At 35.2% G+C, this 21,075-nt stretch carries 16 protein-coding genes; 2 read left to right on the top strand and 14 right to left on the bottom strand.

Annotated elements, in window-relative coordinates; all coding sequences use genetic code 11:
* The 9 genes from BLS90_RS09175 to BLS90_RS09135 all read right to left on the bottom strand — a co-directional run bounded on the left by BLS90_RS09175 (position 1) and on the right by BLS90_RS09135 (position 11,806).
* The gene (locus tag BLS90_RS09175; RefSeq protein WP_091257357.1) at positions 1 to 780 is read right to left on the bottom strand and encodes a glycosyltransferase family 2 protein; all 780 of its coding nucleotides are present in this window, start codon (positions 778 to 780) and stop codon (positions 1 to 3) included.
* Position 781: 1 nt separating this feature from the next.
* A complete protein-coding gene (locus BLS90_RS09170) occupies positions 782 to 2,032 on the bottom strand; it encodes a protoporphyrinogen/coproporphyrinogen oxidase (protein WP_091257356.1) in 1,251 nt (416 codons plus the stop codon).
* A complete protein-coding gene (locus BLS90_RS09165) occupies positions 2,022 to 2,618 on the bottom strand; it encodes a hypothetical protein (protein ID WP_139171404.1) in 597 nt (198 codons plus the stop codon). The genes BLS90_RS09170 and BLS90_RS09165 overlap by 11 nt, the downstream gene beginning before the upstream one ends.
* Before the next feature lie 37 nt (positions 2,619 to 2,655).
* A complete protein-coding gene (locus BLS90_RS09160; RefSeq protein ID WP_139171403.1) occupies positions 2,656 to 3,606 on the bottom strand; it encodes a hypothetical protein in 951 nt (316 codons plus the stop codon).
* A gap of 11 nt (positions 3,607 to 3,617) precedes the next feature.
* The gene (locus tag BLS90_RS09155) at positions 3,618 to 4,877 is read right to left on the bottom strand and encodes an ABC transporter ATP-binding protein (protein ID WP_091257353.1); all 1,260 of its coding nucleotides are present in this window, start codon (positions 4,875 to 4,877) and stop codon (positions 3,618 to 3,620) included.
* Between the two features lie 256 nt (positions 4,878 to 5,133).
* A complete protein-coding gene (locus BLS90_RS09150) occupies positions 5,134 to 5,481 on the bottom strand; it encodes a four helix bundle protein (RefSeq protein WP_091257352.1) in 348 nt (115 codons plus the stop codon).
* Positions 5,482 to 5,695: 214 nt separating this feature from the next.
* Positions 5,696 to 6,565: an ABC transporter permease gene (locus BLS90_RS09145; protein ID WP_091257351.1), complete on the bottom strand. Its 870-nt coding sequence runs from the start codon at positions 6,563 to 6,565 to the stop codon at positions 5,696 to 5,698.
* 645 nt (positions 6,566 to 7,210) lie between these two features.
* Positions 7,211 to 8,653: a RagB/SusD family nutrient uptake outer membrane protein gene (locus BLS90_RS09140; RefSeq protein ID WP_091257350.1), complete on the bottom strand. Its 1,443-nt coding sequence runs from the start codon at positions 8,651 to 8,653 to the stop codon at positions 7,211 to 7,213.
* Positions 8,654 to 8,668: 15 nt separating this feature from the next.
* Positions 8,669 to 11,806 carry a SusC/RagA family TonB-linked outer membrane protein gene (locus BLS90_RS09135; RefSeq protein ID WP_091257349.1) on the bottom strand — a complete coding sequence of 1,046 codons (3,138 nt, stop codon included), beginning with the start codon at positions 11,804 to 11,806 and terminating at the stop codon, positions 8,669 to 8,671.
* Positions 11,807 to 12,327: 521 nt separating this feature from the next.
* On the opposite strand from BLS90_RS09135, the gene BLS90_RS09130 reads away from it, so the two are divergent.
* Positions 12,328 to 12,984 carry a ribonuclease HII gene (locus BLS90_RS09130; protein ID WP_091257348.1) on the top strand — a complete coding sequence of 219 codons (657 nt, stop codon included), beginning with the start codon at positions 12,328 to 12,330 and terminating at the stop codon, positions 12,982 to 12,984.
* Positions 12,985 to 13,706: 722 nt separating this feature from the next.
* Here the strand turns inward: BLS90_RS09130 and lipB are convergent.
* The 3 genes from lipB to BLS90_RS09115 all read right to left on the bottom strand — a co-directional run bounded on the left by lipB (position 13,707) and on the right by BLS90_RS09115 (position 17,078).
* Positions 13,707 to 14,405 carry a lipoyl(octanoyl) transferase LipB gene (lipB, locus tag BLS90_RS09125; protein ID WP_091257347.1) on the bottom strand — a complete coding sequence of 233 codons (699 nt, stop codon included), beginning with the start codon at positions 14,403 to 14,405 and terminating at the stop codon, positions 13,707 to 13,709.
* A 275-nt stretch (positions 14,406 to 14,680) separates the two neighbouring features.
* On the bottom strand, positions 14,681 to 15,835 hold the full coding sequence (locus BLS90_RS09120; RefSeq protein ID WP_091257346.1) for a glutathione-independent formaldehyde dehydrogenase: 1,155 nt from the start codon (positions 15,833 to 15,835) through the stop codon (positions 14,681 to 14,683).
* 511 nt (positions 15,836 to 16,346) lie between these two features.
* Complete coding sequence (locus BLS90_RS09115) at positions 16,347 to 17,078, bottom strand: hypothetical protein (protein WP_245705076.1); 732 nt, start codon at positions 17,076 to 17,078, stop codon at positions 16,347 to 16,349.
* A gap of 250 nt (positions 17,079 to 17,328) precedes the next feature.
* Here BLS90_RS09115 and lysS point away from each other — a divergent pair, with 250 nt between their 5' ends.
* Positions 17,329 to 19,038 (top strand): lysine--tRNA ligase, encoded by a 1,710-nt coding sequence (lysS, locus tag BLS90_RS09110; RefSeq protein WP_091257345.1) that lies wholly within the window; start codon positions 17,329 to 17,331, stop codon positions 19,036 to 19,038.
* A 58-nt stretch (positions 19,039 to 19,096) separates the two neighbouring features.
* Here the strand turns inward: lysS and BLS90_RS09105 are convergent, their stop codons facing one another.
* Together BLS90_RS09105 and BLS90_RS09100 are read right to left on the bottom strand one after the other, a co-directional pair.
* Positions 19,097 to 19,879 (bottom strand): glycerophosphodiester phosphodiesterase family protein, encoded by a 783-nt coding sequence (locus BLS90_RS09105; protein ID WP_220083875.1) that lies wholly within the window; start codon positions 19,877 to 19,879, stop codon positions 19,097 to 19,099.
* A 229-nt stretch (positions 19,880 to 20,108) separates the two neighbouring features.
* Positions 20,109 to 21,068, bottom strand: a complete 960-nt coding sequence (locus tag BLS90_RS09100; RefSeq protein WP_091257343.1) for a transporter family protein — start codon at positions 21,066 to 21,068, stop codon at positions 20,109 to 20,111.
* Positions 21,069 to 21,075 lie beyond the last annotated feature (7 nt).

Raw genomic sequence — 21,075 nt, 5'->3', positions numbered from 1 at the left:
CTAAAATTTCTTTATTAATCCTAGTTTAACCAATAAATTTATTTTTCTTGATTTTCTTAGATTTGAAAGTGTGTTTTTTGACTCATTCAATTGAGAAATATCAACCAAATAAGATGAAAAATTTAACCTCAAAACCTCTTGTTTTTCCCTAAAAATTATTTCTTTATTTTGAAAATTTGAACTCAAGCCATCCAAATAAAAAGTAGACAAAGTCATATCAATCTTTAAATAAGTAGAATTGTATTTACATATACTTTCTATAAAAAATTTCCAATCAGAAACAATTTTAAGATTTTCATCATACATACCAATTATACAAAATAAAGATGATTTTATAAAAGTTGCTGGATGCGGTAATGTATCATTGATTAAATAAGAAAAAGGCAATTTATGTGGATATTCCTTTATAGATGCATTATTGCCATCAACAACATTAAGATTGTAATAAATAATATCTTGCTCAGTTATTTTATTATAATTCTGTTCCAAAACCTTCAAATCATACAAATGATCCCCACTGTTCAAAAACAACAAATATTCCCCGCTGGCCTTGGCAATACCCTTATTCATAGCATTGTAAATCCCTTTGTCCGGTTCACTAACCCAATATTCGATGTGTTCACTTTGACTTTCGATATATTCGGCACTGCCATCGGTGGAACCTCCATCAATAACGATATACTCAAACTCTTGCCAAGTTTGATTCACGACACTCTCGACGGTTCGTTGAAGTCCTTCGAGGTTGTTGTAGTTGATGGTGATGATGGAGAATTTATTCATATTAAAATTTGTCTTCAACTAAATCCATTGCTGCTTCAATTGCTTTATCCATATTGTAGTACTCCCATTCAGCAAAACGACCAAGTAAATAAAAATGCTCAGGCTCTAAGCTTTCTTTTAAATTACAAATCAAAGTTCTGGTATCTTGTTGTTGAATTACATAACTATTTGGTTCTTTATTGAAAGCTATAGGTTCTAAATTACCTGGAAGTTTTGCCAACTCTTTTATCATTTCTTTGTCAGAGAGAATTCCTGAAAACTCCACAGTACAAGTTTTTCTCCTATTTGCAATATTATTGTTGGGACTAAAATTACCCGTAAAAATAATTCTGTGTGGTTTGATATTAGAATCTGGTAAATATAACCAGGAAAGATCTGAATCATCAGTATAGCACAACACATTAGATGTACCGTTACTAATAAGTGATCGAACAGCTGAACAATTGTTTATTATATCTGTATTATCAATTTGAATTAAATTATACAACCTTCTAACGTCTCCGGTGAAAATTACTGAATCAAACAGTTCACCATTTAGCTCCCATTTTTTATTAATATTTCTGATTGAAGATACATCGACGCCAGTTTTAATATCGACATCTCTAGCAAAATTTTCAGCAATAAATGATGAACCGCCTTTTTTGGGATAAAAGAAACTACTATGAACCATAGTCTTTTCATCTACTTTATAGATATTGTTGGTGATAATATTCAGTAAATTTGGCATTGGAAGTTTTCCTTCCAACCACGGTAAAGGAACCTTCGCTAAGTCGGTATTCCATATTTTATAATTATATGTTTTAAAATACAATTCATATAATGTATTACCAAAATTTATTTTCAAAAAATCATCAAAATTATTTGCTGCAATTTTTTCATTAAAATTATTCGATAATAATTCGGAAAAAATTTGCTCGACAAGTGATTGCTCAAATTGATGGAGGTGATTTTCTATAGGATAACCAATAATTCTATTCTCTATCCATATTTTTGCATTCCTTTTTGCTAAAATAAAAGTCTCATCCTTATCAAATTGTTTCCAAAACCAGTCTTCAACCTTCTTGATTTTTGTATTGAAAACATGACCACCAACACGATGAAATAAAACACCTTTTTCTTCTGTACATTTAACAAGTCCTCCTATTTGAGTACTTTTTTCATATACAACAACATTGTGACCTTTATCTTTTAGCATACGAGCAACAGACAGACCTGAAATACCAGCACCAATAATCGCAATATTATTTTTCATTTTTTAACGAGTTTATCTTTTCCCAATATCGGCTTTCACAAAGCTCCATCAATACATTCCTTTCCATATTTCCATGAGCAAACCAATGAATATAAGCGCGAAGTTCTTCAGCTGGTAATAGTGAAATATCTTTTATATATAAAACTTCCTGAGACTCCCAAAGCACTAAATTTACTGCTAACAATCCAAAAAAGGCCTCTTCCCAATCTTGTGCAATTACATCTGTTTTAATATTTGTAATTTTCGAATTAATCGCTGAATTACCAGGCACTGAATTAGCTAAACATCTAATAATATCTTTTGTTTGATTTTCAAATAAGTTATTGGCATTTTGCACATTGTTTGATTTATTTCGAAGACACCATTCTTTGATAATAAGGATAGTAAATCTATCCGTTAATGAGCCAATAGTGTTTAAACCAATAGAATCTTTTTTTTTCGGTAATTCTTGAATAAAATTTTTTTTTACCCATAAAATTTTCAATTTTTCAACTTCATCTTCCTTTATTTGTTTTAATTTACCATATAATTTCTCAACAGCATATTGAAGTGGTTGTGGTTCTTTTTCAATTGGTAAGGTATCCAATAAACTTTTTGCGTAAGTAGATAATTTTACAAAATAATTAACGTCCTTCATATTTATTTTTTTTTACAATTTCGTGTATAATACTGTTTATGATTTGTCGTATTGAATCAGAATCTATTTCAAACTCAATTATTTCATCACTAGTTAGACCCATAGATATCAAACTACTTCCAGATAAAAATGTCCCTGCATACCAATCAATTTTTGGATATATAATATATTTTTGCGATTTAGAGGAAGATATTAAATCACAAAATCCACTTCTAACCCCCACGAAAATTTTACACATTTCAACAAAAGGAATCGCTTGACTTAAAGAGAAATCAACAGCAATTACATTTTTTAAATCAACATATTTTTTGTTAGAACTATTAATTAGCACTTTATAGCCTAATGCTTGTAATTCATAGTTAAGTATCTCCCAAAAATCGAAAGGAATAATATCTTCATCGAAGGAATTAGCATGTGGGGCTAAAAGAACATTTTTACAATCAGTTAGATTGTATTTATTAAACTTTTCAAATGCAGCATTTCTAACAATCTGGTTAATGATAGGTTTATTGTATCTAGTTTTAATTGGCAAAGTCAGCATTATTTTATACACATCACCTAATGTCAACCCATTATAACCTATGAGACTATAAAGTGATTCTTTTAAAAAGTATTCAGGGTGCAAAATAATGGGAATTCCTTGATTTAAATTATTACAATGACAAAATTGTAATTCTTTTTTATCAATGAAAACTATTTTCTTCACCTTTATCTCAAAAATATCTAATAACTGAGCTTGATAGGGTTTTACCAAGCCAACAGAAACACTATTTACCCCGTTTTTCTTTTGGAACGCAGTTAATAAAGACAGAAATAAATAAAAATCGCCAATACCATACGGAAATATAAAAAACCACTCGTCTTTTTGAATATTAATTTTATATTCAAATTTCAACTTGGAATAACTTCTTAAAAAAAATTTTATTATTTTTTTCACAAGAAAACTCATTAAATCTTATTAATTTCCCACTTCAATGGAATGAATACTGTACCTGGCCTACTCTGGGTTTGCCCTCCATATAACTCATCAATATATTCAAAGCCTAATACATTTGGAAAATACTCTAAAGTTGTAAAACCCCTTATATTTGAGCCCAAATTAACAAAGTAATTGCCCGCACGTAAAAACTTTGGTAATGGAATAAGAATCTCAAAGCATCCTGCTTCACGAATAGAATCCGACATATCAAAATCATGACTAACAAAAATCGATTGATCCATTTGGTTAACAATTTCAAACGCAAATGTGCCATCAAAAACTTTTGCCTCTACAACAACTTTTAACTTTAAAAAACATTGTTTCCTATTGCTAACTACTTGAACATATTTATTCTCAGAATTTATTATTGAAGCATGTGTAAAGTAAGCAATAGAATTATTAGGAGTTAATTTATTCCAGATTGACTCAAAAATTTGATTTGAATTAATATATGAATCAACAGCCTCCGTTATTCCTCCCTCAAAAACAACCTTCCCATTCTCCAAAACAATTCCTCTCGTGCACAATTGTTTCACCGCCGCCATATTATGACTTACAAACAAAACCGTTCTCCCTCCTTGATTGGAAATATCCTTCATCTTGCCAATGGCTTTCTTCTGGAACTCTGCATCGCCCACGGCCAAAACCTCATCCACAATCAAAATTTCAGGCTCCAGAAATGCGGCTACGGCAAAAGCCAGTCGTACATACATCCCGCTGCTGTATCGTTTTACAGGGGTATCAATGTAGCGTTCACATCCGGAGAATTCAATAATTTCGTCAATCTTCGATTTGATTTCTTTTTTGGTCATCCCTAAAATAGCTCCATTGAGGTAAATATTTTCCCTGCCAGTCATTTCGCCATTAAATCCGGTTCCTACTTCAAGCAAAGAAGCCACGCGACCTCCAAACTTAATACTTCCAGTAGTGGGAGCGGTCACTCGAGATAATATCTTTAATAAAGTTGATTTTCCCGCACCATTTTTTCCTATAATCCCCAAAATCTCACCACGTTCCACCTCAAAATTAATATTCTGCAGTGCCCAGACATAATCGCTGGTGCCTTTGGTACTTCGGTCATTGGTATCGCCAATTTTTAAATAAGGATCTTCCTTCCCGCGCACCTGATGCCACCATCGGTTCAAATCGTGCGCCATAGTACCAGTACCCACTTGACCCAAGCGGTATTGCTTAGAAATGTTTTCGGCTTTTAATATAATGTCTTTCATAATTCGGGAGAAGTGAAAAGTAAATGGTGAATAGAAAACAACTTCTTACTATTCACAATTCCGTTTCATTTTACTCGTTTTTTAGCTATATACTATTTTCTTTTTTTAATTTTTACGTAAGATTCTTTATCACATTCCACGATTCTCTTCTCACTTTTCACCTTTCACCACTCACAATTCACTTTTCACCCTTCACTTTTCTCACTTCACTTCTCTCACTTCACTTCTCTCACTTCACTCACTTCTCTCACTTCTCTCACTTCTTATTTATATAATTCTTAAATCCAATCAAAAGCTTTTTAACCTCAATAAGTTGTTGTCCAAAAGCATCCTCATTTGTAACAAATCCTAATCGTGTCGCAATTAAATATTGCGTTTCTAATTCTGAGAGTGACCCTATAGAAATATAGAGAAAATGCATCAATTCTTTATCTCCTTTACGTGCAGCTCCTTCCGCTATGTTAGATGGAATAGAAACAGCTGCTCTTCTCATTTGACTCGTCAAACCATACTTCTCAGTATCTGGAAACATTTGTGTAATTTGGTAAACTGTAACTACCAAATCCATGCTCTTCTTCCAAACCTCCAAATCTTTATGATCCATATCTTTTTTATTTAGTGAGTAGTGAATCGTGAGTCGTGAGTAGCAACTAACTATTCACTTTTTTCTCTTCACTCTTCACTCTTCACTCTTCACTCTTCACTCTTCACTCTTCACTCTTCACTCTTTACTCTTCACTTCTAACTCTTCACTTCTAACTCTTCACTTCTAACTCTTCACTTCTAACTCTTCACTTCTAACTCTTCACTTCTCACTCTTAAACCGTATCTATAAAACTCTTTTCCGTCCTATTAAATATCAAAACTCCTACTAAAAAAACGAAAATGGTTACTAAAAACGTAAAACCCAATCCGTAAATAGAGAGTTGCCCAACATCCAGCAACATATATCGCGTCGTTTCAATCACGTATGCTAACGGATTGTATTCGACTAACCAGCCGTAAGTAGGTAATTTTTCTTTGATCAAAGCCATCGGGTACATCACTGCCGATAAATACATCAACAATTGTACACCAAAACCAATCAAGTTACTAAAATCACGGTATTTAGTAACTAAGGAGGAGATAAACATACCCAACCCCAATCCTAAAACACCCATCATAACAATTAGTAATGGAAAGAATAAAGTGGTTACATTCATGCCTATTGCAGCTCCTTGAAAATAGTAATATCCGTAAAAGCAAATGAATATAAAAAACTGGATTCCAAACTTCAATAAGTTGGAAACAACAATTGAAAGCGGTACGATTATACGGGGGAAATATACTTTCCCAAATATCCCTGCATTGGCTCCAAACGTATTCGAAGTTCCGGTTAGACAAGCCGTAAAATAATTCCAAACTGTGATTCCGGCCAAATTAAATAAAAATGGAGGCACGGTACCAGTATCTATTCCGGCAACATTATTAAATATAATAGTAAAGGTAATCGAAGTGAAAAGCGGTTGAATCAAATACCAAAGCGGTCCTAAAACGGTTTGCTTATACACCGTAACCACATCCCTTTTCACAAAAAGCAGCAGCAAATCACGGTATTGCCACACTTCCTTTAGATTGAGTGTGAAAAATTTATTTTTGGGTGTTATTTCAAACAGCCAAGTGGTATTTGTATGTTCTGAATGGTTCATTGATTAATGCTAATGTCGTATTGATTCTTTCCTGCTACTTAACTCAGTCGAGACGTATTCCGTTTTGTGGGCTAAAGGCAGTCGTTACGAGGCAAATATAAATCATTTGGACTAAGTATCCCATTAAAAACGAAGGGTTAGCGCATTTCTTTTTTGCTATTTCCTTTGAGGGCGTGGAAAAAAATCACAATCGGATCCCACCAACTTGTTTAGCGCAAAAAAAAAGCTTCAAGAACACTCTTGCAGCTGTATAGGATTGAAACATTGGACTTCCCATTCTATAAGAGTGCTATCTGACACCGTATTCTTTGGTGCTACTATAAAGTCTAGCACATCCTTGATCAAACTGGGTTTTGTTGTATTCTTAGTGTTGGATTGAAATCCAATTCTACTTGTGGGATTGGCACAAACACTTCATTATATGTTGCTGTACCGAGTTTGTTCCTAAAGCGCTACAGTTAGGATGTCCTCACGCTACAGGCAGTTAAAAATGTTGCTGCACTGGTAAAGCTACCATTACTCTTATTAAAAAATACTGTTAGAGCAAATAAGAGGGAACCGGCAATGCGCTTATGTACTATTACTGCAAAAAAAAACCTTCTGTGACGCATCACAGAAGGTTTTCAATAGTGTTATAGGTACTAATTAATGTCCAGGATTTTGAACCGCTAATTTATTATACAACAATTCATTTAATGGTATTGGCCATAAATACTGCGTATCAGTCGTACTTACTGATGGAGCAAGTCCTTTAGCAGGGAAGTTTTGTTTTAACCTCATAATATCAGGAGAACTAAACCCTTCACCTAATAACTCAATTCTTCTTTCAATTGCAATTTGGTCCAATAATGCTTGAACATTCGTAAAAGACGCACTTGTAAAAACTGTCGTAGCATCTGATCTTCCTCGAACTGCATTTAACAATTGAATGGCTCTTGCATCAAGAGAATTTGAACTTCTGGTTAATGCTTCTGAAAGATTCAAAAGTATTTCTGAGTAGCGAATAACAGGAACAAAATCAGGATCACTTTGACTTTTAGTCCATTTGTGTAACCATGTCTTACCTAAAAGCACCACATTAAAATTTCTTCTGGAATCCGAAGTTTTCCAGCCTGTGTTAGCTGTAATACTTGTAGGGGCTAATGAGTATTCACTACCACCAACAGATGAAGCATTATAATAATGAACTAAACCATTTTGTGTTCCTTGAAGATCATTAGGACCGTAAGGAAATGAAAACACATTTTCAACAGTAACTGCAGCCGATGCAAATGCAGCTTGGATAGTCGGTACCATAGCATTAGATACACCACTTGTAGCTGTGAAAGGAGCTGTGCTTGAAACAATTTTATTGGCTTCGGTAATCACTTCAGGGTATTTACCCATGCTCAAATACACTCTCGTTTTTAATGCAATAGCTGTATTTCTATGTGCTCTAGTCGTGTTGTTGAAAGCAGTTGTATTGGTTAAAGGAAGATTCAATTCCGCAAAATTTAAATCGTCAATAACTTGCTTATACACATCGGCTACAGAAGAACGTACTAGATCATTATTACCGCCACTGGTTTCAGCAACTAAACGCAAAGGAACTCCCAGTGATGCGCCGTTATCTTGCGTATATGGTTTAGCATACAAGGTCAATAGCGAATAATAAGAAAGCGCTCTCAGGAATCTTGCTTCGGCAGTAAAAGTAGTTTTTAATTCCGGCGTTATAGGTGATGTTTCTAGACCTCCTATTACCACATTGCATCTGTTAATGGCTGTATAAGCTGCTGACCAAAAGTTCTGCACCTCATTAGTACTAGATTGAACACCAAAATTCCAAGTGAATAAATTGGTAACACCATTGTTACGCTCATTATTGAATTCAGGTCCACGAACGTCTTGATAATTTAAAAAGCGACCTCCATAGAAGTTCCCCACTTTAACACCACTGTACATTCCCAGAACTAACTGTCCAACTCTTTGAGGTGTAGCAAATGCCGTTGCATCACTAATCCTTGTTTGATTGACTGGATTTAAGGAATCCGTATCACTACAGGAAACAATAACCAGCGCGGCAATCAACATTAAATATAAATTTTTCATACTATTTTTTTAAAATTATAAACCTAAGTTAAAACCCATTGAAATTGTTCTAGCCATTGGAGCAGAGTTTCTGTCTACACTTGGTGAACCATTTGCATTTCCATTACTTGAGATTTCCGGATCAAATCCAGAATAATTAGTAAAGGTAAATACGTTTTGAGCACTTACATAAAATCTAAAACTGGTCAATTTCAGTTTACTTAATAAACTTTGTGGCAAACTATAACCAAATGCAATATTTCTCACTTTCATAAAATCTCCTTTTTCTAAATTATCCGAAATAGGCATAGAAGAACCGTTAGAAACATTATCCCCAAAAACAATTCTTGGAATTGCCGTTATATCACCAGGATTCTGCCAGCGCGTTAGCACTTCAGCAGAATTGTTCCATACTCTTTGATCACGCAAACCTGCTTGTGTTCCATTGTAAACATAATTTCCACCAGAGAAATATAAAGAAAAATTCAAACTAAATCCTTTGTATGTAAACGTATTATCCAATCCACCAAAATAAGTTGGCAAAGCTGGCCCCATCACTTTAGCATCTAAAGCTTGATTGGCAGCGCGCGTTACGGTACCGTCACTAACTTTTGTCCATCTGGAAGCGGTAACAGGATTAGAATGATCATACTGAACAGCCGTTCCATCTCTGTAATAGAAAATTCTTCTACCATTAGCCGGATTAACACCACCCGTTTGAACAATATAAAAATTACCAATAGACTCTCCTACTCTAATTATATTTGTATTCTCTAGTTGAGTTGCCACAATAATATCAGAATTATTAGCATCCAATGATGTTACCACGTTCTTTTGAGTTGTAACGTTTACACTAGCGTTCCACTTAAAATTGCCTTTGTCAATAATTTTAGCATTTAAGGTAACTTCATACCCCGTATTTCTCATACTTCCAACATTAGCTAAAATTGAATTTCCAGGAATACCCGCAGAAGCCGATTGTGGTACACTCAAAATTAACCCATCGATATCATTTTTATAGTACCCTAACTCTCCTGTAAGGCGGTCATTAAACAAACCAAAATTTATACCGAAATCCGTTTTGTTACTCGTTTCCCATGTTAGGTTCTGATTTCCTGCTCTGTTAAAAAACAGGGAACCACTTGTACCATTTACACCTGCATCATAAAAGCTGCTTGCTGCAAAATCATTCAATCCTTGGTTATTACCCACTACTCCATAACTTGCACGCAACCTCAATTGGTTTACAATATCAGAACTAACTAGATTTCTAAAGAAATTCTCTTCTGTTAGTGCCCATCCTAGAGAACCTCCCCAGAAGTTACCCCATTTATTATCAGGAGCAAAAGCTGAAAAACCATCTCTTCTGGCATTGATCGATGCAAAATATTTTTTGTTATAATCGTAGTTTACACGTCCAAAATAAGATTCTAAATAATTTTCAGTCAGTAAATTACCAGAAGCTACTATTGCGCTAAAATTACCTTGGTACTCGTTAAAGAAAGGATCAGATACACCCCTTCTTGAAGCTCCCCAAGATTCTATTTTAGTATATTGTCTCTCCGATCCTAATAAAGCACTTAAATCATGTTTGTCTGATAGTCTTACACTATAATCTAAAATATTCTGAATTGACTTTCTAGAGTAGCGGTTCATTGTATTAGTAGCTGATCCAGAGAACTGCTGACCGTCACCATTTAAAGGTCCTAAGAAATCAATATTTTCAACCAAAAGGTTATCAATACCGTATAAAGATTTAAAATTAAGCCCTTTAGCCAGTTTAACTCCAATATAAAAATTAGAAATAAAATGATCATTTTTAGATAAAAAAGTATTAGTATCCAATATATACTGTGGATTTACCCATTGTAGCGGTGAAAGGTTGTTTCCTTGACCGATTTGAGTAGGAGCCAAATTGTAAGTACCATCATTATTATAAGGCCCAACGTTTGGCGCTTGAGCAAAAGCCAATCTTGCCGCACCAGAGGAGGCAAAATTATTTCCAGCTGTTGATCCTGTACTCAGTCCGTTATTTCTTGAATTGGTATAATTAAAGGTTCCCCCTAAAGTCAACCACTTATTTACTTTTTGATCTAAAGTAAAACGACCAGTTTGTCTTCTGAAGGAATTATTTACAAACATCCCCTCTTGCTCTAGTTGTCCTGCAGAAAGAAAGTATTTTGTGTTCTCATTTCCACCAGAAATACTAAGGCTGTGGTTTGTTGCCGCACCTGTTCTGTAGATAATATCATTCCAATTTGTATCAACTAGGTTACCATTAGCATCGTTCATCGTATAAAAACCTCTTGTAGTACCATTCGCTGGTGTACCTGCATTCTTTAATCCTTCATTTTTAATATCCGTAAATTGTTGTGCATTTAATAGCGGTATTAAATTAAAAGGACTTGTAAAACTCAACGAAGAATCAAAATTCACAGAAAACTTACCTGCTTTACCTTTCTTTGTAGTTATCAAAATTACACCCGCAGCTGCACGAGAACCGTAAATCGCTGCAGAAGAAGCGTCCTTCAATACCTCAATACTTTCAATATCAGCTTGATTAATGTTCGCTAAAGGATTATTGACCGCATTACTTTGGTTTAGGTTATCTCCGTTCCAAGAAGGAACACCGTCAATCACAATTAGAGGATATGAACTTAAATTAATAGAGTTAACACCTCTAATTCTAATTACTGCTTGATTTCCCAAAACACCATTAGGTTGCGATACATTTACACCAGATGCTGCTCCTGAAAGCGCTTGGTCAAAACTTTGAACTGGAATGTCTTTAATTCGACTCCCATCAATTTTGGCAATAGCACCGTTGACGTCTCTCCTCTTTTGAGTACCATAACCAACAACTACTACTTCTTCCAGAACACTGCCATCTTGTAATTTAAAATTAACCGTATTAGACGTTCCAACTTTAACAGTAACGTCTTGCATTCCTACAAAAGAAGCTACTAATACATCACCCACTTTTGCTTTAATGGAGTACTTTCCATCAAAATCAGTCTGAACTCCGTTTTTACTCCCTTTAACAACAACATTGGCTCCTGGAATTGGCCCAGAGGCATCTGAAACAACTCCCGAAACAGTGGTCTCTTGTGCAAAAGAAAACTGCATAGATATCGCTAATAGTAGCGAAAAAACCCATTTTAATTTTAATCTCATATTAAATTAGTTAAATTAGTTATCCTGCAAAAATGATAATAAAATGTTAAAAAATAGCACTTAGAGGCATAAATTTTTTTTATGATTACCATAATTATTACGATATGATACTGTCGTACTTGTTAAAAAGGATATTAATACTCAATAAAAGCTATAAAACATTGATTTTAGCACAAATATTAATTTTGATTTTTTATCACACCAACTTGAATTGTGATACAGGCTTTAGACCCATCCATTATACACTAACCCGCTGGTGTAAGTAGTTTATGATGGTAATTTTTCGTCAGTTCGAGTATTTTTATCCCAAAACTTCGGGAAGAAAAATGTATCGAGCCCTTCGATAAAAACTCAGCATAAAGAAAAATTTCATTAAAACGGTTCTCGATACACCTCACTTCGAGTAGCAGAGCGGATCGAGACTTTTTGTTCCGTTTTACTTCATAAAAAAAACTCGAACAGACGCTTTGAATAATTGCACCAAACAAGTTAAAGTACTTTCTTTGTATCAAAATACAACTATGCTACGTCCCTATTTTTCTTTACCACATTTAGAAACCGGAACCGATGAAGCTGGTCGGGGTTGTCTCGCTGGACCTGTTACGGCAGCAGCAGTTATTTTGCCTTTTGATTTTGCAAATAACCTCTTAAACGACAGCAAAAAACTATCAGAAAAAGTTAGAGAAACTTTGCGTCCCATTATTGAACAGGAAAGTATTTCGTATGCGGTGACACACCTAGAACCGCTGGAAATAGACCAAATCAATATCTTGAATGCGTCTATAAAAGCGATGCAAAACTCCATTTTGAAGCTGCATCCTCAACCCAAATTTATTATTGTGGATGGCAACAGTTCGATTGCCTTAACTCCATCCCTTTTCATAGGCGAAGTCCTAGTCAAAAATACGGTGAAACGATTTTCTGAAAAGGATTGCAATACATTTAACGACATTCCTTTTAGCTGCATTGTTAAAGGAGACTCTAAATTTACGAGTATTGCTGCTGCGTCTGTTTTGGCAAAAACGTACCGCGATGAATACATGAATCGGATTCATGATGAATTCCCCATGTACAATTGGAAACAGAATAAAGGCTATCCGACCAAAGAACATCGGGAAGCGATTAAGAAATACGGCGTCACAAAATACCACCGATTAACGTTTCGGTTAATCCCATAACTTGCCTAAGGATAATCAACGCATTAGGGACCCGAAGACAATTGATTTGGTTTAGCCCGCTGACATTCTACACGGTTGGAAATTAATTTTTTTACAATAGCTTCTCCATTTTTAAAAATTATCCAGCTGCAACCTGAACGCCAAGTTTGAACAGTTGAGATAATCTTCGATGTGAACAAAAAAACAGCTACCGCAAAATGATAGAACGTACCGGTGTTTCAAATTAATTTGAGACTAGTAAAAATGAAAAATTAGTGATGGAAACGAGAATTGATTTGTGATTTTTGATTAACGATTTTTGATTGCAGAGGTGGGTTTAGATGTGGAAACGAGAATTGATTTTTGATTTTTGATTAACGATTTTTGATAGCATATGTGGGCTTAGATATGGAAACGAGAATTGATTTTTGATTGTAGATTAACGATTTTTGATTGCAGAGGTGGGTTTAGATGTGAAAATGAGAATTGATTTTTGATTGTAGATTAATGATTTTTGAGTGCAGAGGTGGGCTTAGATATGGAAACGAGAATTGATTTTTTTACTGCACATTTAAAGGATTTTCACGGAGTTAACCCATCAATCTACTTCACTTTTTCTTTAATCAAAGTGAATCTGTGCATCACTGGCAACATACAGTGTTGGTTCGGATTACGAATAGTGCTCTATTTTAATAAAGCTATTCAGCACTGCGATTTGTATTTGCTACGGCAAGTGCTTTTTGCTATTGAAATTCACAAACAAATAACTTCGTAAAATGTTGCAGGATTTTTTCTTTTACTTCTTCTTCATTTACTTTTTCAACACCGAGTTCCACGTTTAATGATGTAACGGCTTTACCGCGAATGCCACAAGGAATAATATTGTCAAAATACCCTAAATCGGCATTTACGTTTAAAGCGAATCCATGCATGGTCACCCAACGGGAAGCACGAACGCCCATGGCACAAATTTTTCTGGCAAATGGTGTTCCTGCGCCTAACCAAACTCCTGTTTCACCAACACTCCTACCCGATTGAATTCCGTATTCAGCCAACGTGAGAATAATGGCTTCCTCCAGAAAACGCAGGTATTTATGGATATCCGTAAAGAAATTTTCTAAGTCCAAAATAGGATACCCTACAATTTGCCCCGGTCCGTGATAGGTAATATCGCCTCCACGATTGATTTTGTAGAAAGTAGCTCCTTTGGCTTCGAGTTGTTTTTCGGACAATAATAAATTAGATAGATCACCGCTTTTCCCTAAGGTGTAAACGTGTGGATGCTCGACAAACAAAAAATAATTTGGCGTTGCTAAATCAAGTTCTTCTCTTCGATTTCTAATTTTTAAATCGACGATTCCCTTAAACAATTCTTCTTGGTATTCCCAAGTCGCTTTGTAATCTTTATTTCCTAAATCTTGAAGTTGGATGGTTTTATTCATGTGTCATTGAGAGGAACGAAGCAATCGTATTTCATTCCCTTATTTTTGAATGACAAAGGTACAAAGGTTTAAAATATGAATGCTGAATAATGAATTTGGAATTTTGAAATAAATAAAATTAAACCAATAATGATATCTGGCGAGAATAAAAAATGGATAATAATAATTTACCGGTATAGAATTATTATTATCCATTTGATTGTTGACCAAAAGTGCACAAAATAACCACTTCAACTGACAGTTGCGATGTGAAAAATCCTCAACTCATTTAAAGTTTATTTTTTAGCTGTAATCATCTCTGGTTTCAGCAGCACTTTCGTCCATCCTTTATCGCGGGCATCAAAATGCTTGTAGGCATTTGGAGCCTCGTCTAATGAAAGTTCATGCGAGACAATTAATGAAGGTCTTGCTTTACCCACAGAAATCAAAGTAGAAAGCTGACGGTTATACGCTTTTACATTTGCCTGTCCCGTTGCTATTCGCTGTCCTTTCATCCAGAATTGACCAAAATCAAAATCCATGTGCCCTTCTTTTTGCAATTCCTCTTTTGATTTAGGATCTTTAGGAACAAAAACCCCTACAACCCCTATAGAACCCGTTGCTTTTACGGCCTGCACTAGTTCGTTCATTGTTATATTGGAATGTTCCTTACCATGTTTATCGCAACACTGGTACCCTACACATTCGCAACCTTTATCAGCACCCTTGCCATTTGTAAGCTCTAGGACCTGTTCTACAGCAGAACCTTTTGAAAAATCAATTGGAATAGCACCGAATTCTTCAGCAAGCTTCAATCGGTCTGGATGATTATCAACAACCATGATCTTACTGGCACCTTTTATACTTGCCGAATGTGCTGCCATCAGTCCAACTGGACCTGCGCCATAAATCACCACGGAGTCACCAGGTTTTACGCCAGCCAATTCCGTTGCATGATATCCTGTAGGAAAAATATCAGATAACATTACATAATCATTCTCCTTTTCTATCGCATCTTCTGGTAATTTTAGGCAGTTAAAATCACCATGAGGAACGCGCAAATATTCGGCCTGGCCGCCACTAAAAGGACCCATTCCGGCAAAACCATAGGCAGCACCTGCAAATCCAGGATTCAGTGTAAGACAAAAACCCGTTAAGCCGCTTTCACAGTTTTGACAATGACCACAACCAATATTAAATGGAAGACACACCATATCTCCCACTTTAATTTGTGCTACGGCTTTGCCCACTTCCACAACTCTACCCATATTTTCATGGCCTAAAATCTTTCCAGATTCCATATCAGTTCTACCTTCATACATGTGAAGATCGGATCCGCAAATATTAGTTGTGGTTATTTTAACCAATACATCTGTCGACTGCTCAATTTTGGCATCCGGCATTTCTACGACCCTCACATCTCGGGGACCGAAATAAACAAGTGCTTTCATACTATCATTATTTAAATTAACAATCAGATTTGAAGAATTACGGTTTGTAAATTTCCTTTCTATCAAATGTAGCCTATATATTTGCCATCGTTTTTATAGAATTATTAATTATTTTTACATAATTGTCACTAAACCAATTTATTACGAATCTGGACTCCAAGGTGAGTGGATGTAATGGCGATAGATTTCATGTAGTTGTGTACTGTAGTTTTAGTTGGTCTAAATTTTTTCCACTGGTATCAGATCCAGATTCGTGCTGTCAGGATTTACCAAATAATTTGGTGCCAAAAAATGTAGCTGCATTAATATTCGGTCTTCGCCAATTTTTGCTTTTGGATTTGAAACAGATTTTATTAGTTTGAATCTGAGATAATTCTTTATAATCGAAAATAAATTTTAAAAACTTAAAGTTATGATTGTATTTTCAATTAATTCATTTTCAAATGGTTAAAAAAATTATATGCATTTTGACCTCTCCAATCATATTTAAAAACTTAATGGGAATTTTTAATTACTCTAAAACTACTTCCAGATTCGTACTCTCGGGATTCATTAAACAATCTGTTATAAGAAATTGTAATTCCAATGCTTTTTTGTCATCACTAATTTTTGCATTGAGATTGGAAACTGATTTTATTTTTCGAGGAAAATAATATTTTAAAACAAAAGGTTGGCTGATTTTAAGATGAACTACTCGGGTTTTCAATTCTGTAATTTTATCTTGCTGTTTTTTTAGTTCGACAGCATCCGTGATTTTGACTATTCGTTTGAAAATTTTCCCATCAAAAATAAAATTCACACTGTAGTAATGCTCTTCGGCAACCAAGGCGTAATTATTTTCTATATCGTCGACATACTCTTCGGTTTTGTACAAGTCGGCCACTTCTTCTATTTTAGTAAACTTTTGACGGATTGTGGTACGAAATTCTTTCTCGAAAGAGCTTTTCTTACTGTGTACTTCTACCGAATTAAATTTTTCGAAAATAGCTTTTTCAAAGGCTGGTAGTCTGGAAAATGTTTCTGCATGCTGCGCTATTAAATCCTTGAAAATATAAGTGGTATCCTTGAACACTTCTTCTTTGGAGTAGTTTTCACCCATCAATTGCATGTAACTTTGCTCGTCTCGCAACTCATTTATTTCAATTTTTCCGGTTCCATCTTCATTTAAATGAATGGTTTCTGTGACTTGGCAGCTTGTTATAAAAAATACTAAAAGCAGTAAGACATAAATTTTATTTTTCAATTGTTATGATTTTGAATTGTTATTTTTCACAAATGTAAATTAATAACTACAATTCCTAGCCCAGATTAAAGTGAAAATCCTTTTTATTTTTTCTTTAAAAATAAAAAGATTACTTCACCATACTTCTATCTTTTTTGGTGTTCAGTGAATTTATTTACAACGGAAAGCTGGAAATAGCTCCAAAAAACGGTTAGCACTTTGCTACTTTGGTACTTATACAGTATCTTTGCGCTCTTAAAATCAGCACAAAATGGCATTATCCGAACAAGAAATATTACGCAGAGAAGCACTTACCGATTTACGCAATTTAGGCATTGAACCTTATCCTGCCGCCGAATTTATCACCACCGCCTATTCTAGCGAAATCCTTGCTGATTTCGAGAAGTACGATGGTAAGGAAGTAGTTTTGGCCGGTCGTTTGATGGGAAAACGCATCATGGGGAAAGCTTCCTTTGCGGAATTGAAAGATGCTGAAGGACGTATTCAAATTTATGTATCGCGAGATGATATTTCGACGGATGAAGAGAAAACGATGTACAATGTAGTTTTCAAAAAGCTATTGGATATTGGAGATTTTATTGGGGTTCGCGGGACTGTTTTTAAAACTCAAGTAGGCGAAATCTCTGTTCATGTTTATGGATTAACTGTTTTGGCGAAAGCCTTGAAACCACTTCCGGTGGTAAAAACAGATGCGGACGGAAAAACGCACGATGCTTTTGCAGATCCAGAACAAAGATACCGTCGTCGTTATGTGGATTTAACGGTGAACGACCATGTGAAAGAAACATTTATCAAGAGAACTAAATTGTTTAATGCAATGCGTACGTTCTTTAATGACAAAGGCTATTTGGAGGTAGAAACACCTGTTTTACAACCGATTCCTGGTGGTGCTGCAGCGCGTCCTTTTATTACGCACCATAATTCCCTTGACATGCCATTATACATGCGTATTGCGAATGAGTTGTATTTAAAAAGATTGATTGTTGGCGGTTTTGAAGGAGTGTATGAGTTTTCTAAAAACTTCCGAAATGAAGGAATGGATCGCACACACAATCCAGAATTTACCGCTATGGAAATATATGTAGCCTATAAAGACTACAACTGGATGATGAAATTTGCCGAAGACCTTTTGGAATATTGTGCCATTGCCGTGAATGGAACGAGTGACGTTACTTTTGGAGAGCACAAAATTAGCTTTAAAGCACCTTATGCTCGAATTACAATGACGGATTCGATCAAACATTTTACTAGTTTTGATATTTCTGGAAAAAGTGAAACGGAACTTTTTGATGCTGCAAGAGGCATGGGAATAGACGTGGATGCTACAATGGGAAAAGGAAAATTGATCGATGAGATTTTTGGTGCCAAATGTGAAGGAAATTATATTCAACCTACTTACATCACGGATTATCCTAAAGAGATGTCACCCTTATGTAAGCAACACCGTGACAATCCAGAATTGACAGAGCGTTTTGAATTGATGGTTTGTGGTAAAGAAGTGGCCAATGCGTATTCAGAATTGAATGATCCAATTGACCAAAGAGCCCGTTTTGAAGACCAAATGCGTTTGGCTGAAAAAGGAGATGATGAGGCTACCGGAATTATAGATGAAGATTTCTTGAGAGCACTTGAATACGGAATGCCTCCAACCTCTGGAATGGGAATAGGAATGGATCGATTGATTATGTATTTGACCAATAATGCTTCGATTCAAGAAGTGTTGTTGTTTCCACAAATGCGACAAGAGAAAAAACAAGTTCAAATCGAGTTGGAAGACGATGAAAAACTGATTGTTGCGCTATTGAAAACCAATGACAACCAAATGGATTTTGGTTTACTAAAAATCAAATCAGAATTGAGTGGAAAAAAATGGGACAAAGCCATGAAAAACTTATCTTCTTTAGGCATGACTGAAGTAGTTGTAAATGGCGATACTAAAGCGTGTAGATTGAAAGAGTAAGTTTATTCGATAATTACATTTATAAAAAAAGGAGCTTCAATCGAAGCTCCTTTTACATTTATCTTTTTATAATTTTGATATGCCTTGATTTTAGCTTTTTGTCGTTAGTGAATTTTGCTAATTGTTTTCCTGCTTGAACAGGCCGATCAGACGAAAGGATAGTTGCGCCATTTTCAATTAATTTATAATATAAAGCATCTCCATTTGCGGCAGCGCTTTTATCAATATTGCCCATAGTACCTAAAGTACAAGCTATTCCTCGGCTGTGTAAATACTGATACACTTCTGCTTTTGGTTCTGCCGTACCCACAAACGCAATCATTTTATCTACTTTGACACCAAGATTTTCCATACGCTCCACGTCTTCTCTTCCTCTTGCCGAAACTGAAATCATTAAATCGGGAGCCAGTTGAGCTACTTCGGCGGCTTGAGTTGCGTTGTATGTTATAATAACTGAGTAGGCTTCCGCCTTATTCCTGCGCACTGCATCTACAATCATTTTCATTGGAACCCCTTTTTTGACATCAAGGTTATAAATTACTTTGCCTTTTCCCCATTGCAAAACCTGATCTAAAGTTTCTATTTTATAAAGGGTTTGATTGCCTTCATTATCCTCCAGAAATAATTGTTGCAGTTCTTTGTAAGTATAATTTTCTATCTTACCGGTACCCGTCGTTGTTCTATCCAGCTTGTTATCATGCATCATAACCAAGACAGAATCTTTACTCAGCGCAATATCAGTTTCTATAATTGTAGGGTTGTATCGAATAGAATTTGCAAATGTTGCCGTACAATTTTCTGGAAATCCAGTCGTTGGACCTCCTCTATGCGCACTTATCAAGGGGATACTTTTGTTCGAATATTTTAAAAAACGATGTAATTCTGATGGTGTTTTAAATTGCAAAACATATTCTTTTGCCTGTGCAAAACTGAGAGCGCTAATTATTAAGAAGCAAAACGAAAAACAAAAATTCTTATTTTGAAACATATACTTTTTTTTATTTGAACGGTAAAAGTAAGGAATTGAAACGGTATCAAATAGCATCTCCAACGCAAAAGAGGCTCGACAACTACAAACTATAATTTAGGTTCACGCTCCATCTGTAATTTGCTTCAACATTACCGCCAGTAAGATTTTGATTGATGGGCAGCATGGCATTAGCTCCAAAAGAAAGTCTGTCTTTCCCGACCTCAAAACCAACTTTCCCAAAAAAAATATCACCGTTTGTATTTCTTAATTTTTGATTGTGCTGGTAATTGCTTTCATAGACTTCACCGGCAAAACCAAGTTGCGGAACAATAGAAAAACTATTTTTTTCGTATAAATAGAAAAAAGTTCCGGCATAATTGAGTTGATTTCCAAAACGGTAACTCTTTTGATTCTCGGTTTTAATCACATAATTTAGCATAGAGTTTAAACCAAATTGTTTTCTTTTAACCACATATTCGGTAGCCAAAAGATAATCCCAACTTCCCGTTCCTACCTGAAAACTTGGATTAATACTCCCTGAATTCGCCTCATTAAACTTTCCGGTTGGCGCTTTTATTCCACCTCCCAATTGCAAGGTATGTACTAAAAACGTGCTGTCTTTATTCGTCTGATACAAACGATACATTGCCAAAACAGTGATGTCGCCAATTCCATTAATGCTTTTATCTCCTGTTGCCGTTTCTCTTTCATGAAAATGAAAGGGCAATAATGCCGAAACCTGAACCTTTTCGCTAACCGGGATTCGGCCCCAAACCTGAACGGTATTGAAATTTTCTTTGTACCAAGGTGAATTGCTATACAAGCCATCCATGGATTTGTATTGTTGATTGAAATACCGAATCCCAACGAAATTAGTATTCAACATCGAGGCGAATCCCATGCTTCCGCCGCTGGCTGAGCAACCACAGGTATCGCAAAAATCCTCTTCTTCAAGGAAGGAATGGTATTTTGTAAATGGATTTACGGTATTTAAACTGTCTTTTTCGGCGGCGTTTGCCAATTGAAAAAAAAGTACTAAAAGCAATGTGTATTTTTTCATGTTTGTT

This window comes from Flavobacterium omnivorum (assembly GCF_900099915.1).
Taxonomy (GTDB): domain Bacteria; phylum Bacteroidota; class Bacteroidia; order Flavobacteriales; family Flavobacteriaceae; genus Flavobacterium; species Flavobacterium omnivorum.
This window is presented reverse-complemented; position numbering and strand designations above follow the sequence as displayed.

What these genes read in the sequence shown, in the direction of transcription:
- BLS90_RS09175 (WP_091257357.1), bottom strand. Translation starts at nt 780, where the DNA reads ATGAATAAATTCTCCATCATCACCATCAACTACAACAACCTCGAAGGA.
- BLS90_RS09170 (WP_091257356.1), bottom strand. Translation starts at nt 2,032, where the DNA reads ATGAAAAATAATATTGCGATTATTGGTGCTGGTATTTCAGGTCTGTCT.
- BLS90_RS09155 (WP_091257353.1), bottom strand. Translation starts at nt 4,877, where the DNA reads ATGAAAGACATTATATTAAAAGCCGAAAACATTTCTAAGCAATACCGC.
- BLS90_RS09150 (WP_091257352.1), bottom strand. Translation starts at nt 5,481, where the DNA reads ATGGATCATAAAGATTTGGAGGTTTGGAAGAAGAGCATGGATTTGGTA.
- BLS90_RS09145 (WP_091257351.1), bottom strand. Translation starts at nt 6,565, where the DNA reads ATGAACCATTCAGAACATACAAATACCACTTGGCTGTTTGAAATAACA.
- BLS90_RS09140 (WP_091257350.1), bottom strand. Translation starts at nt 8,653, where the DNA reads ATGAAAAATTTATATTTAATGTTGATTGCCGCGCTGGTTATTGTTTCC.
- BLS90_RS09135 (WP_091257349.1), bottom strand. Translation starts at nt 11,806, where the DNA reads ATGAGATTAAAATTAAAATGGGTTTTTTCGCTACTATTAGCGATATCT.
- BLS90_RS09130 (WP_091257348.1), top strand. Translation starts at nt 12,328, where the DNA reads ATGCTACGTCCCTATTTTTCTTTACCACATTTAGAAACCGGAACCGAT.
- lipB (WP_091257347.1), bottom strand. Translation starts at nt 14,405, where the DNA reads ATGAATAAAACCATCCAACTTCAAGATTTAGGAAATAAAGATTACAAA.
- BLS90_RS09120 (WP_091257346.1), bottom strand. Translation starts at nt 15,835, where the DNA reads ATGAAAGCACTTGTTTATTTCGGTCCCCGAGATGTGAGGGTCGTAGAA.
- lysS (WP_091257345.1), top strand. Translation starts at nt 17,329, where the DNA reads ATGGCATTATCCGAACAAGAAATATTACGCAGAGAAGCACTTACCGAT.
- BLS90_RS09100 (WP_091257343.1), bottom strand. Translation starts at nt 21,068, where the DNA reads ATGAAAAAATACACATTGCTTTTAGTACTTTTTTTTCAATTGGCAAAC.